Annotated in this window: 10 protein-coding genes; 6 read left to right on the top strand and 4 right to left on the bottom strand. The window is 66.2% G+C overall.

Features of this window, described 5'->3' with window-relative positions:
• Positions 1-114: 114 nt before the first annotated feature.
• Entirely contained in the window at positions 115-1518 is a 1404-nt protein-coding gene (locus R2669_RS08540; protein ID WP_316899650.1) for an MFS transporter, read from the top strand.
• Here the strand turns inward: R2669_RS08540 and ppc are convergent, their stop codons facing one another.
• Positions 1519-4527, bottom strand: coding sequence for a phosphoenolpyruvate carboxylase (ppc, locus tag R2669_RS08535; protein ID WP_316899648.1), 3009 nt, complete (start codon positions 4525-4527; stop codon positions 1519-1521).
• A gap of 109 nt (positions 4528-4636) precedes the next feature.
• Here ppc and hemC point away from each other — a divergent pair, with 109 nt between their 5' ends.
• Genes hemC through R2669_RS08520 form a run of 3 tightly spaced genes read left to right on the top strand, consistent with a single transcriptional unit; the run spans position 4637 to position 8985 of the window.
• Positions 4637-5653: a hydroxymethylbilane synthase gene (hemC, locus tag R2669_RS08530; protein ID WP_316889737.1), complete on the top strand. Its 1017-nt coding sequence runs from the start codon at positions 4637-4639 to the stop codon at positions 5651-5653.
• A gap of 15 nt (positions 5654-5668) precedes the next feature.
• On the top strand, positions 5669-7789 hold the full coding sequence (gene hemDX / locus R2669_RS08525; protein ID WP_316899646.1) for a fused uroporphyrinogen-III synthase HemD/membrane protein HemX: 2121 nt from the start codon (positions 5669-5671) through the stop codon (positions 7787-7789).
• Positions 7790-7791: 2 nt separating this feature from the next.
• On the top strand, positions 7792-8985 hold the full coding sequence (locus tag R2669_RS08520; protein ID WP_316889735.1) for a heme biosynthesis protein HemY: 1194 nt from the start codon (positions 7792-7794) through the stop codon (positions 8983-8985).
• 45 nt (positions 8986-9030) lie between these two features.
• Here R2669_RS08520 and R2669_RS08515 read toward each other — a convergent pair whose 3' ends face one another.
• The 3 genes from R2669_RS08515 to R2669_RS08505 all read right to left on the bottom strand — a co-directional run bounded on the left by R2669_RS08515 (position 9031) and on the right by R2669_RS08505 (position 12723).
• The gene (locus R2669_RS08515; protein WP_316899644.1) at positions 9031-10365 is read right to left on the bottom strand and encodes an MFS transporter; all 1335 of its coding nucleotides are present in this window, start codon (positions 10363-10365) and stop codon (positions 9031-9033) included.
• Between the two features lie 122 nt (positions 10366-10487).
• The gene (locus R2669_RS08510) at positions 10488-11246 is read right to left on the bottom strand and encodes an SDR family oxidoreductase (protein ID WP_316899642.1); all 759 of its coding nucleotides are present in this window, start codon (positions 11244-11246) and stop codon (positions 10488-10490) included.
• A gap of 40 nt (positions 11247-11286) precedes the next feature.
• Positions 11287-12723, bottom strand: a complete 1437-nt coding sequence (locus R2669_RS08505) for an aldehyde dehydrogenase family protein (RefSeq protein ID WP_147214084.1) — start codon at positions 12721-12723, stop codon at positions 11287-11289.
• 169 nt (positions 12724-12892) lie between these two features.
• On the opposite strand from R2669_RS08505, the gene ppa reads away from it, so the two are divergent.
• Together ppa and R2669_RS08495 are read left to right on the top strand one after the other, a co-directional pair.
• A complete protein-coding gene (gene ppa, locus R2669_RS08500; RefSeq protein ID WP_316889728.1) occupies positions 12893-13420 on the top strand; it encodes an inorganic diphosphatase in 528 nt (175 codons plus the stop codon).
• A gap of 300 nt (positions 13421-13720) precedes the next feature.
• The gene (locus tag R2669_RS08495; protein ID WP_027680822.1) at positions 13721-13912 is read left to right on the top strand and encodes a hypothetical protein; all 192 of its coding nucleotides are present in this window, start codon (positions 13721-13723) and stop codon (positions 13910-13912) included.
• The last annotated feature ends 47 nt before the right edge of the window (positions 13913-13959 follow it).

The following is a 13959-nucleotide window of genomic DNA, read 5'->3' as shown; positions in this document are numbered from 1 at the left end:
ATTTGCAGCGGTGCAATGCAAAAACGCTGCTTTTTTGCATGCGGTCTCCAGCCTACACTTGGCTGCATGAAATTGCCAAATGGTTCCACCATGTCTTCGTGCAACGCCAACACTATGGATGCCGCTCCCCGGGCCGACTTGCAACCCGACCTCAGCCGGTGGCGCCGCAATGCCACGCTGGGCATTCTCACGTCGGGTGTGTTCATGGCGGTGCTTGACACCACCGTGGTCAACGTGGCGCTCATCGCCATGCGCGACAGCCTGCACAGCAGCGTCGCCGAACTTGCCTGGATCGTTGACGCCTATACGCTGGCCTTCGCCGCCTTCATCCTCACGGGTGGCTTGCTGAGCGATCGCATTGGCGCGCGCACCGTGTTCATGGCGGGGATGGCCGTCTTCATGGTGGCCTCGGCCGGCTGCGGGCTGGCGCCTTCAGTGACCACGCTGATCGCAGCACGCATCCTGCAAGGCGTGGGCGCAGCGATGTTCCTGCCCAGCTCGCTATCGCTCATCCGCAGTACGTTCGAGGACCCGCGCGAGCGCGCCTGGGCCATCGGCCTGTGGGGCGCCATCGTCGCGACTGCCGCGGCCGTGGGGCCGGCGCTGGGCGGCGTGCTGGTCGACACATACGGCTGGCGCAGCGCCTTCCTGATCAACGTGCCGCTGGGCGTGGTCGGCATGCTGGGCACGTGGATGATCGTGCGCAATGTACAGCCGGCACGGGCGAAGCCGTTCGACTGGGCGGGGCAGGTGACGAGCGCGGTGATGCTCGCGGCGCTGTGTTTTGCCGCGATCGAGTGGCCGGTGCGCGGCACGCTGTCGCCCTGGGTGTGGGGTGCCGCGCTGCTGACGGTGGCGGCCGGTGCGCTGTTCGTTGTGGCCGAACGCCGTGCGCGCGCGCCGCTCGTGCCGCTGGCCTGGCTGGGGCATCGCACGCTGGGCGCGGTCAACGGCGTGGGGTTCCTATTGAATTTCGGCTATTACGGTGCCCTGTTCGTGCTGAGCCTGCATTTGCAGAACGTCGAGCATCTCAGCGCACGGCAGACCGGGCTCGTCATGCTGCCGATGGCGGTGAGCCTGTCGGCGGGCAACATCTTCGCCGGCAAGCTGATGGCGCGTTTTTCCACGCCGGCCATGATGCTGAGCGGCCTCGTGATCGGCGCAGCGGGTTTGCTGGCAACGTCGGCCGCGCTGACGGGCCATGTGCATCTGTGGGTGGTGAGTGCGACGATGGTGGCTTACGGCGGCGGTACCGCGCTGGCGATTGCGCCGATGACCTCGACGATCCTGTCGGCGGCGCCGGGCGAGCTGGCCGGCACGGCATCGGGCCTGCTCAACGCCGCGCGGCAGACGGGCAGTTTGCTGGGCGTGGCAGCGGCGGGTGCCGTCGTGACGGTGGTGCCCGAGCTGGCGCACGCCTCGCCGATGGTGTTTGGCCTGATGACGCTGTCGTATGCCGGCGCGATGGCGATGGCGTGGATCAGCCGTCGCCCGGCCGCCACCGCGCTGGCTGCCTGATCAGCCGCTGTTGCGAAGGCCTGCGGCAATCCCGTTGATGGACAGATGGATGCCGCGCCGCACGCGTGCATCGTCGCTGCCGGCCTTGCCCGAGCGGAAGCGCTTGAGCAGCTCGACCTGCAAGTGGTTCAGCGGGTCGAGATACGGGAAGCGGTTCTTGATGGAACGCGCCAGCAGCGGGTTGTCGGCCAGGCGCTCCGACTGGCCCGTGATGGCGGCCAGCATCTGCTCGGTCAACGTGAACTCCGCCGAGATGCGCGAGAAGACCGCGTTACGCAGCTTGCGGTCGTCGCAGAGCTGCGCGTAGCGCGACGCCACGTTCAGATCCGCCTTGGACAGCACCATGTCCATGTTCGACAGCAGGTTCGCAAAGAACGGCCACTGCTTGTGCATGCGCTTGAGCGTGGTCAGGCGCGCGGCGCGGGCCTTGGCGTTGCCAGCGTCGTCCAACCAGCGCTGCACCGCGCTGCCAAAGCCGAACCAGCCCGGCAGCAGCAGACGGCATTGGCCCCATGAGAAGCCCCACGGAATCGCACGCAGGTCTTCGATGCGGCGGTGCTTCTTGTCCATCAGCTTGCGCGAGGCCGGGCGCGAACCCAGGTTCAGGTCGGCAATCTCGGTGATCGGCGTGGTGGCGAAGAAGTAGTCCTTGAAGCCCGGGGTTTCGTAGACGAGGTTGCGGTACGCGGCAAAGGCGTTGTCCGACAGCGCCTGCATGGCGGCTTCGAACTCCTCCAGGCCCTTGGGGCGGTTGCGGGTAGGCAGCAGCGTTGCTTCCAGCGTGGCCGCGACGATGGTCTCCAGGTTGCGCCGGCCGATCTCGGGGTTGGCGAACTTGCTGGAGATGATTTCGCCCTGCTCGGTCAGACGGATCTGGCCGTTCACGGTGCCCGGCGGCTGCGACAGGATGGCCTGGTACGTCGGGCCACCGCCCCGGCCCACCGTGCCGCCGCGGCCGTGGAACAGGCGCAGGCGCACGCCCTTGCGCTCGAACAGTTCCACCAGCGCCAGCTCGGCCTTGTACAGCTCCCAGTTGGAGGTGAGGAAACCGCCGTCCTTGTTGGAGTCCGAGTAGCCGAGCATGACTTCCTGCTCGTTGCCTTGCGCGGCCAGCACGGCATCGAAGCCGGGCAGGGCCAGCAGGTCGCCCATGATTTCCGGGGCGTTGCGCAAGTCTTCGATGGTTTCGAACAGCGGGATCACCATCACGTCCAGCGCGGCCCCGCCGCTGCCATTGGCGCCCGTGCGGAACATGCCGGCTTCCTTCTGCAGCAGCATCACTTCGAGCAGGTCGGACAGCGTCTCGGTGTGCGAAATGATGTAGTTGCGCACGATGCGGTTGCCGTAGCGGGCACGCACCTCGCGCGCGGCGCGGAAGATGTCGATTTCCGACGTGGTCTGCTCGCTGTACGCGTGGAACGGCAGCGTCAGCACGCGCGGCTGCTGCAACTCGCGCAGCAGCAGCGTGCGCTTGTCGGCCTCGGACAGCGCCGCATAGGCGCCTTCCACACCGGCCACCTTCAGCAGCTCAGCGACGGTCGCTTCGTGCACGTCCGACACCTGCCGCAAATCGATCGACGACAGGTGGAAGCCGAACACGTCAATCGCGCGCGCCAGCGATGCCAGCCGCGCATCGGCCAGCACTTCACCGTGGTGCGCCGCCAAGGAATCGATGACGATCTGGATGTCGGCGCGTAGTTCCTCTGCGTTGCTGTAAGCCGGTGCCGGGCCGACGGCGTGGCGGCCCGCATCTTCGCCGGTCAGCTCGCGGCAGGTTGCAGCCAGGCGCGCATACACGCCAATCAGCGCACGGCGGTATGGCTCGTCCACGCGATGTTCAGAATGATCGGGCGAGCGCTCGGCCAGCGCCTGCAGCTCGGCGCTCACATCCACGAGCGACGTCGACATCGACAGCTCCGCACCCAGCGCGTGGATCTCTTCCAGGTACCACGCCAGGATCACGCTGGCCTGCTTCCGTGCAGCGTCGCGCAACGTCGTCGCGGTGACAAACGGATTGCCGTCGCGGTCGCCCCCGATCCACGAGCCCATCTGGAAGAAGGGCGGCAGCGGTGCCGGTTCGCCGCGTGCGCCGCGGCGCGGGAAGACCGTCGCGATGTCTTCTTCCAGCTCGCGGTAGAGCGCCGGGATCTCGCGCAGGAAAGTGGTCTGGTAGTACGACAGCGCGTTTTCAATCTCGTCGGCCACCATCAGGCGCGTGGTGCGCAGCATGCGCGTTTGCCACAGCTTGGTGACGTGGGCACGCAGCAGCGCGGTGTTGCGCTCTCGCTCGCGCGTGGTGAGCGGTGCGTCGCGCTCGGCCAGCAGGCGGGCGATTTCGCGCTGCGCGTCGAGCGTGCTCTTGCGCTGCACCTCGGTCGGGTGTGCGGTCAGCACCGGCACGATCAGTGCGGTCTCGAAGAATCGGCGCAGCACGTCGCCCGACAGGCCTTCGTCTGCCGCAGACAGCAGCGCGCGCATCAGGCTGCCCGGCTGCGGCGGCGATCCGGCCAGCGCATGCACGCGGCGGCGGCGATTGTGGTGCTGGTCTTCAGCGATGTTCGCCAGGTGAGAGAAATAACTGAAGGCCCGCACCACCGACGTGGTCTGGTCGCGCGACAGCGTCTTCAGCAGCCGGTCGAGATCCTGCTCGGCCTGGCGGTCGCCGTCGCGGCGGAAGCGCACGGCGGTCTGGCGGATGGTCTCGACGGTTTCGAAGACGGTGCCGCCTTCCTGGTCACGCAGCACGTCGCCCAGCAGGCGCCCGAGGAAGCGGATGTCTTCCTTCAGCGGCTGATCCTTGGCCGCGGCGCTACCCGACGAGCGCCGGGAAGTGGGGCCGAGTGATGCGCCATTGGCTTCGTCCGCGCCGTTTGCCTTGGTCACCGGTTTGGCGGCTGGCTTGGCAGTCTTGATGGCCTTGGGGGCCTTGCTGGTCTTGGCGGGGGCGGCGGAAGCCTTGCGGGCGGTGGTCGCGCGCGAGGAAGCTCGGCGCGCGGCGGGCTGCGTCATGGTGTCTCCTAGGTTGGGTGCTCGAAGGTGCCTGAAGGGCCCTCGTTTCTGTATCACTTCAACGTGATAGCCGGACTGTCGCGAAAAAGCTGCGTGCTACCATTGCCGCATGTCTTCAAACGCCCGCCCGACTTCCCGTCAATCCCAGCTTGCAACGACTCCTGCAGCCCAGGCGCCGACCAAGCTGGTCATTGCCTCGCGCGAAAGCCGGCTTGCCCTCTGGCAAGCCGAACACGTGCGTGCTGCATTGCAAAAATACTATCCCGCGTGCGACGTGTCCATCCTTGGAATGACCACGCGCGGCGACCAGATTCTCGACCGCTCCCTCGCGAAGGTGGGGGGCAAAGGTTTGTTCGTGAAGGAACTGGAAGTCGCGCTGGCCGAGGGGCGCGCCGATCTGGCCGTGCATTCGCTCAAGGACGTGCCGATGGAACTGCCGGAAGGCTTTGCGCTTTCCGCGATCCTCGAACGCGAAGACCCGCGCGACGCCTTTGTTTCCAACGACTACGCCGATCTGGCTTCGCTGCCGGCCGGCGCCGTCGTGGGCACCTCCAGCCTGCGCCGCGAGGCTTCGCTGCGCGCGCGCTTCCCGCATCTGGTCATCCAGCCGCTGCGGGGCAACCTGGATACGCGGCTAGGCAAGCTTGACCGTGGCGACTACGCCGCCATCATCCTCGCCGCTGCCGGGCTCAAGCGCCTGGGGCTCGCCGATCGCATCCGCTCGACCATCGCGCCGGAAGAATCGCTACCGGCAGCAGGGCAGGGTGCGCTTGGCATCGAGATCCGCGCCGATCGTGCAGATGTGCGAGCGTGCCTCGCCCCGCTGCACGACGATCCCACTGCGCTGGCCGTGACTGCTGAACGCGCCGTGTCGCGCATTCTCGGCGGTTCGTGCCAGGTGCCGCTGGCCTCGTTCGCGCAGTGGTCGGACACCGGCACGCTGCGCCTGCGCGCCTTTGTCGCGTCGCAGGACGGCACCCGCAAGCTTGCCGTGGATGGCGAAGCCACGCCATCCACGCTGGCCGAAGCGGACGCACTGGGTGTGCGCGTCGCCCAGCAGATGCTGGCCGGCGGGGCACGTGACATTCTTGCCATGCTGGGCGCCGACGCGCCGCCTGCTACCTAACTCCCACGGCTCGCCATGGACGACCACTTGCCACCGCGCTTGTCACCATCGTCGCCCGCATCCAGCACGCCGCCTGTTCAAACGGCACCCCCGCCCGTGGTGGTGGTCACGCGTCCGCGCGCGCAGGCGCCCATGCTGGTGGCGGCGCTGGAGCGCCACGGCCTGCGCACGCACCAGTTTCCGCTGCTCGACATTGCGCCGACGCCCAATCTCGACGACTTGCGCGCCGCGCTGAGCGATCCGTCGCGCTATGCGCTTGTCGTATTCGTGAGCCCCAACGCCGTGCAGCAGGCATTTGCCGCGATGCCCGAGGGGTTCCGCTGGCCGCAGGAAGTGCCGGTGGCGGTGGTCGGCCCCGCGAGCGCACAGGCGCTTGCCACACACGGAGTCGCACCGCCCGCGCATCGTGTGATCAAGCCCGACACGCATGCCGACGACGCGCGCCAGGATTCCGAGGCGCTGTACGCACGGCTGGATGTGCCATCGTTGAGCGGCCGTGAAGTGCTGATCGTGCGCGGCAACGGCGGGCGCGAATGGCTGGCCGATCAACTGCGCGAAGCCGGCGCATCGGTCCGTACGGTGGAAGCCTATCGCCGCAGCGTGCCGGTGCCCGATGCCGCTGCGTGGCTCGCCTTGCGCGCCGTGCTTTCGGCGCGCCACGCCTGGACGCTCACCAGCTCCGAGGCTGTCCGCAATCTCGATGAGCTGGCCCGTGCCAATCTGTCGCCTGCTGATCTCGATACGCTGCACGGTGCGCCGTGCTTTGCTTCGCACGCACGCATCGTCGAGCAGGCCGAATCGCTGGGTTTTCGCGACGTGACGCTGACCGGCGCAGGCGATGACCGGCTCCTCGCCAGCGTGCTCGCCTGGGCCGGGCCGATATCCGCTCCCGAGCATGGCTCGCCAACAGTGCCGGCTGAACCCAATCCGTCTACTTCTTCTTCCACTGTGACGCAGACTCCCGTTCCCTCGTCCGCTCCTGCTCCGACACCAGCCCCCGCAGCGGCCAAGCCGAGTCCTGCCCCTGCGCCCGCTGCCCCGCCGGCCGCGTTTGCCCCCACCATGACGGTCAACCATGCGCCGCGCCGCGGCGGTTGGCTGATCTGGATGGTGCTGGTCGCCGTCGTGGCGGCGGTGGCCGCGCTGCAGGTGCGCAACGAGCGCCTTGCACGCGAGATCCGCCAGCACGCCCAGACGAACGAAGCCCTGGCGCAGGAGATGCGCGTGCTGTGGCGTGCGGATCAGGATTCGGTTTCCCAGTTGCAGCAGAAATTCGGCGCGCTGGATGCCCGCACCGCAGAAACGCGCGACCGCCAGGCCGCCCTGGAGCAGGCCAATCAAGACCTGCTGCGCAACCGCGATGACTGGCAGCGCGCCGAGATCCAGCGTTCGTTGGAAGTCACCGCCGAGCAACTGCAACTGACGGGCAATGTCGCCGGTGCTCTGGCGGCGCTGCAAACGGTCGATGCGCGCCTGGCTACGCTCGACAAGCCGCAGTTCAACGCTGTGCGCCGCGCGGTATCGCGTGACATGGCCAAGCTCAAGGCGATGCCGTTGTTGGATCTGGCCGGTGCCGCGCTGCGGCTGGACGACGCCATCAACGCGGTCGATACGCTGCCGCTCATCTCGTCGGCCCAGCCGTTGGAGGTGGAACAGGTTGCGCAGGCGCCGCATGCTGCCGTGAAGCCCACGAAGAATGCCAAGGCGCAGGCTGCGGCTGCGTCAGCCCCGGTTGCATCGACGCAACCAAACGCCGGATGGTCGGCTGGCGTGCGCGCTTGGTGGGGGCGTTTGTGGAACGACGTGCGCGGCGAACTCGGCCAGATCGTGCAGGTCCGCCGCGTCGATCAGACCGAGGCGCTGCTGCTGTCTTCCGACCAAGCGTGGTTCCTGCGCGAAAACCTCAAGCTGCGCTTGATGAACGCGCGCCTGGCGTTGCTCTCGCGCAATGACGCCGTGTTCCGCGCCGATCTCGGTCGTGCCGATACGCTGCTCGCGCGCTACTTCGATACGCAGTCTCCGCGCGTGACCACGGTGCAGAATCAACTATCGCAAGTGCGCGCGACGGTTGGCACGCTGCAGGTGCCGACGCTGGCTGACAGCCTTGCCGCGGTGCGCGGTTCGGGCAAGGAGTGAGCATGCGCTGGGTATTCTGGGTCGCGCTCCTGTTTGCCGCCGCCGTCGGGCTGGCGCTGTTTACGGAACTGAACCTGAGCAACGTCGTGCTGTTCTACCCGCCGTACCGGGTGGAGATGTCGCTCAACTTCGTGCTGGCTGCGCTGCTGGCGACCTTCGTGGTGCTGCATCTTGTGATGCGGCTCTTCCACCATGTAGCCGGTATGCCGGCGCGTGCTGCGGCGTATCGCGAGCGCAACCGCATCCTGAAGGCATCCGCCGCGCTGCGTGAAGCGATGGAAAGCCTGTTTGCCGGGCGCTTCGGCCATGCGGAGCGCCAAGCGCGAGAGGCCCAGGCCTGGGAGCCCCAGCGCGAGACGGCCGCGCTGATCGGCGCCCGCGCAGCGCACCGCATGCAGGAAACCGAGCGCCGTGATGCGTGGATGGCAGAAGTCACCTCGCCCGATCGCGAGCAGGCGAAGCTCGTGTCGATGGCCGAATTGCTGGTTGACGCACGCGATGCGGAAGGCGCGCTGGAAAAGATCGCACAGCTGCAATCGCAGGGTTCGCGACAGATTCAGGCGCAGCGCATTGCCTTGCGCGCGCATCAGCATCTGAAGAATTGGGGCGAGGTGCTGCGCCTCACGCGCGCCCTGGAAAAGCGCAATGCCATCCATTCTGTGCTGGCTGCACGCCTCAAGCAGATGGCGTGTGAAACGCTGCTGGCCGAGCGCCGCCACGATGCCGATGCCCTGAACGGCTTCTGGCGCGAGCTGACGACCGAAGAGCGCCGCTCGCCGCGCATCGCTTCGCAGGCGGCGCTGTATTTCGCGCAGCTTGGCCGTACCGATGATGCCAAGCGCATCGTCGAAGACGGTCTGAAGACGCATTGGGATAGCCGCCTCATCCGTCGCTACGCCGATTGCGCGGTGCCGGGCAAGGCGCTGCCGCTGATCCAGCAAGCCGAGAAATGGCTTGGCCAGCATCCGGTGGATGCCGACCTGTTCTACACGCTCGGCATGCTGTGCTTCAAGGAGCAGCTTTGGGGCAAGGCGCAGTCGAACCTGGAGTCTGCGCTCAAGTACGCCGACGCCGATCACTCCGGCAACCTGCGCGCCCATGCGCACTTGGCGCTTGCCCAGATGTTCGAGCAGACGGAGCGGGTGGAAGACGCCCAGCGACATTACCGGCAAAGTGCATTGCTTGCCGTGAAATGAAAAAAGGCCGGATCATCCCGGCCTTTTTGTTGCTGCTGATCAAGCCTATTTGTTCACCATCCGTGCCGGCACGGAAAGCGTCAGGATCGCGCCCAGCACCATCGATGCGGCCAGCATGTACATGCCCGAATCGGTACTCTGCGTGGCGTCTTTCAGCCAGCCGACGGCGTAGGGGCTCAGGAAGCCCGCGAGATTGCCCAGCGAGTTGATCAGCGCGATGCCGGCGGCAGCGCCGGTACCGGCCAGGAACGCGGTCGGCAGGCTCCAGAACAGTGGCAACGTGGTCAGGATGCCCATCGTGCCGAGCGTGAGCGCGGCCATGGCCAGCGTGGTGTCGGTGTGCCAGACGGCCGACAGTACGAGTCCGACCGCGCCCACCACTGCTGGAATCGCGATGTGCCAGCGGCGCTCACGCAGACGGTCGGCGCTGCGGGCCACCAACACCATCGCGACGACTGCCGCGCCGTACGGGATTGCCGTCAGCAAGCCCACCGAGAGCGGATCTGCCACGCCGGTCTGCTTGATCAGCGTCGGCAGCCAGAAGCTCACGCCATACAGGCCCATCACGAAGCTGAAGTAAATCAGGCTCATCAGCCACACGCGCGGGCTGGCCATGACAGTGCGGATGGGCGGGTCTTCCTTCTCGGCGTCTTCCGCGGCGATGTTGCGGGCGAGCAGCGCTTTCTCTTCGTCGGTCAGCCATTTCGCGTGGGTGATGCGGTCGTCCAGATACGCCAGCACGAAGATGCCCACGATGATCGACGGAATGCCTTCGATCAGGAACATCCACTGCCAGCCGGCCAGGCCGTAGACGCCGGCAAACGCCTTCATCGCCCAGCCCGAGATGGGGCCGCCGATCACGCCCGACAGCGCAATCGCCGTCATGAAGAAGGTGGTGGTGCGCCCGCGCCGCTGCGCCGGATACCAGTACGTCAGGTACAGGATGATGCCTGGGAAGAAGCCCGCTTCTGCCAGGCCCAGCAGGAAGCGCATGACGTAAAACATGGCCGGCGTGGTGACGAACATCATGGCCGCCGAGATGATGCCCCACGAGATCATGATCCGCGCGATCCAGATGCGCGCGCCCACGCGGTGCAGGATCACGTTGCTCGGCACCTCAAAGAGGAAGTAGCCGATGAAGAAAATGCCGGCGCCGAGGCCGTAGATGGTCTCGCTGAACTTGAGGTCGTTGAGCATTTGCAGCTTGGCAAAGCCCACATTGACGCGATCGAGGTACGCGACCACGTAGCACAGCAGCAGGAACGGAACCAGTCGCCACGTCACCTTGCGGTAGGTGGCTTCTTCAAATGCACTTGTGGATTGGCTCGTCAGCGTGCCTGCGCCGCCGACCGGTGAGGTGGGTGGGGTGGTGATGGCCATCAGGTCTCCAGCGTTATTGTGAGTTCAGGCCGAGTGCTCCTCGTTACCTACCTCGGCCTGGAAAACCGCCACAGCATTCTGCGCTTCTCGGGCGGGCGCGCCAAGACGCTCGCCGGCAGGGTTTATACGCAGCGCCCGCCGTCCACTTCCAGACACGTGCCGGTAATGAACTCGGCCTCGTCCGACGCCAGATACAGGCATGCGTTGGCCACATCCTGCGGCGTGGACAGCCGCCCCATCGGGATCGTCGCCAGGAAGCGTGCACGGTTCTCCGGAGTGTCGGGTACGCCCATGAACTGCTCGATGAGGCCCGTGGCGCCCATCACGGGGTTCACGCAGTTCACGCGGATGTTGTCCGGGCCCAGCTCGGCCGCCATCGCCTTGCTGGCTGTGATGACGGCGCCCTTGCTGGCGTTGTACCAGACCAGGCCCGGCCGCGGCCGGATGCCGGCAGTAGACGCCACATTGACGAACACGCCGCCGCCGCGCTCCCGGAAGTGCGGGACGATGTGATGCGCCGTCCAGTAAATGCTCTTCACGTTGACGGCCATCACGCGGTCGAACTCGTCTTCGGTGATCTGCAGCAGCGGCTTGTTCTTGTGCGTGGTGCCGGCGTTGTTCACGACGATGTGCAGATCGCCATAGCGCGCCAGCGTGGCGCCCAGCAGCTTGGCAACGGAATCGCCATTCGAGACGTCGGCCTGCACGAAATGCGCATCGCCGCCGGCCACGCGAATGGCGCTGGCCACGCGTTCACCGGCCTCCGCATTCAAGTCGTTGACGACGACGCGCGCGCCTTCGCGGGCAAAGGTGTTGGCGATGCCCTCGCCAAAGCCTGAACCCGCGCCCGTGACGATGGCAATCTTGCCGGCAAGCCGCATGGTGTCTCCTCGTGTTGTGGGTGGAATGCTGCGTTGTGCCTTAGCCGTGACGGATGGCGATGGTCTTGAGCGTGGTGAAGCCGTAGAGCGCTTCGAAGCCCTTTTCGCGCCCGTGCCCCGATTGGCCCGTTCCGCCGAAGGGCAGTTCAACGCCGCCGCCTGCGCCGTAGTTGTTGATGAAGACCTGGCCTGCCCTGAGCTTGCGCGCAAGGCGCATCTGGCGGCCGCCGTCGTTCGTCCACACGCCGGCTACCAGGCCGTAAGGGGTGCCGTTGGCCAGGGCCAGCGCTTCGGCTTCGGTGTCGAACGGCATGGCGGCCAGCAGCGGGCCGAACACTTCCTGCTGCGCGAGGCGGTGCGTGTGCGGCACATCGCGCAGCAGCATCGGCGCCTGGTAATAGCCGGTCTCGGGCGCTTCGGGCACCACTTGGCCCTGCGCCATCACCGGAATGTTGGCGTGCTGCGCATCCGAGACGAAATCCCACACGCGCTGCTGCTGCTTGGGGTTAATGAGCGGGCCGCAATCCAGGTCCAGCGACGACGGGCCGACCCTGATGGATTCGAACACCGTTGCCAGCCGATCCAGCATCGCCTCATACACGCTGCGCTCGATCAGCACGCGGCTGCCGGCGGAGCACGTCTGTCCGGCGTTCTGGATGATGCCGTTCACCACGGCGGGGATGGCCGCTTCCAGATCGGCGTCTGCAAACACGATCTGAGGGGATTTGCCGCCCAGCTCCAGCGTGACGGGCACGTGGTTTTCCGCCGCCGCGCGGACAATCGCCTTGCCTGTTTCCGGGGAGCCCGTGAACGACACATGGTTGACCCCGGGATGCGCCGCTAGAGCCGCACCGGCTTCGTGGCCATAGCCGGTGACGATGTTGAGTGCGCCATCGGGCAGGCCGGCTTCGGCGGCCAGCTCGGCCACGCGCAGGACCGACAGGCACGCATCTTCCGCGGGCTTGACCACGCAGGCGTTGCCCGCCGCCAACGCAGCGCCCACGCTGCGCCCGAAGATCTGCATCGGGTAGTTCCACGGGATGATGTGCGCGGTCACGCCATGCGGCTCGCGCACGGTCAGCACGGTGGTATCGGCCGGGTAGGGGATGGTCTGCCCGTGCAGCTTGTCGGCCGCGCCGGCGTAGAACTCAAAGTAGCGGGCGACGGCGCGGGCATCGGCGCGCGCCTGGCGCATGGGCTTGCCGGTGTCGCGGGCTTCCAGACGGGCCAGTTCTTCTTCGTGATCGGCCAGGCGCAGGGCCACGCGCATCAGCACACGGCCACGCTCGGCCGGCGCCAACTGGCCCCACACGCCTTCGAACGCACGCCGCGCGGCATGCACGGCCACGTTGATGTCGGTGGCGTTGCCGCGCGCAATCTCGGCAAAGGACTGGCCGTCGGACGGATCGAACACCTTGATGCGCATTCCCGAATCGGGCGACATCAGACGGTTGGCGATGAAGTGCTGGGCATGCATGGGGGGTTCCTGCAAAAGATCGGCAACGCGCGATTTTCGCACGGGCGCGCGCCGGGTAGGGCAAGCGGCCGGGTGTGAGGGGCTATAATGCCCGCCGACAGTTTTTTACGCTTCTTTCCAACCATTTGCGTCGCGTTTTTACGCAGTTCGCGCATTCCGGAGCATTTCCATGAGCTTCAACAACGTCTCGCCGGGCAAGGACATCCCCAACGACTTCAACGTCATCATCGAGATCCCGGCGCAAAGCGACCCGGTCAAGTACGAAGCCGACAAGGAAACCGGTCTGCTGTTCGTGGACCGCTTCGTTGGTACCGGCATGCGCTATCCGGCCAACTACGGCTTCATCCCGCAGACGCTGTCGGGCGACGGTGACCCGGTCGACGTGCTCGTCGTCACGCCGTTCCCGCTCATCCATGGTTGCGTGGTGCGCTGCCGTGCCCTGGGCATGCTGAAGATGACGGACGAATCGGGCGTGGACGCCAAGCTGGTTGCCGTGCCTGTCAACAAGCTGAGCCCGGCCACGGCCCACATGACCGACCTGTCGGACGTCGGCCAGAACTTGCTGGATCAGATCAAGCACTTCTTCGAGCACTACAAGGCGCTGGAAGCCGGCAAGTGGGTCAAGGTCGAAGGCTGGGGCGGCATTGAGGAAGCCCACAAGGAAATCGTCGACGGCGTTGCCAACTATAAGAAGTAAGCGATTTCAGGATTTCGCCGTACGGCATGTCTGACAAATCCCGGCCTCCGGATGGAGCGCCGGGATTTTTTCTTTGCGAATTGGTCATCGGCGTGATGCTCGGAAATGCGCCGCCTCGCGTCAGCTCGCCATCTGCGCCCGGATGGGATCTTGTATGCGTTTTTTGATATCCATCACGGAATTTGCATACTTACCGCCCGGTAGTTCTGCTACACAGAGATTTAAGAAACGCTCATTTGCCCACCGGAAACGACCGCTCTAGACTCCCCGTCAAGTTTGACTCCAACCCTTGGTACTGCGATGTTGAACAAGACCGTTGTCGTTCCCGTGCTTTCCGCCGTGGCCATGGCCGCATTCACCGTGTGGGCGCTGCTGGTGGGCCCGCCGGATGCAGCCCACGCCGGCGAGCGTGCCGTCGCATCGGCCTCCATGGCTGTTGATTCGAACGCTGCCCACTGCGTGATTGCCCAGCAGAAGCCTGCCGCGCACTGAGCTTCACCCCCGCGTCCGCCGTTCGTGCGGACGCCGTCTTTCCTGCT

The organism is Ralstonia edaphi (assembly GCF_958350185.1).
In the GTDB taxonomy this organism is placed as follows: domain Bacteria; phylum Pseudomonadota; class Gammaproteobacteria; order Burkholderiales; family Burkholderiaceae; genus Ralstonia; species Ralstonia edaphi.
The sequence above is the reverse complement of the archived record's forward strand: the minus strand, read 5'-3'. Positions and strand labels throughout refer to the sequence as shown.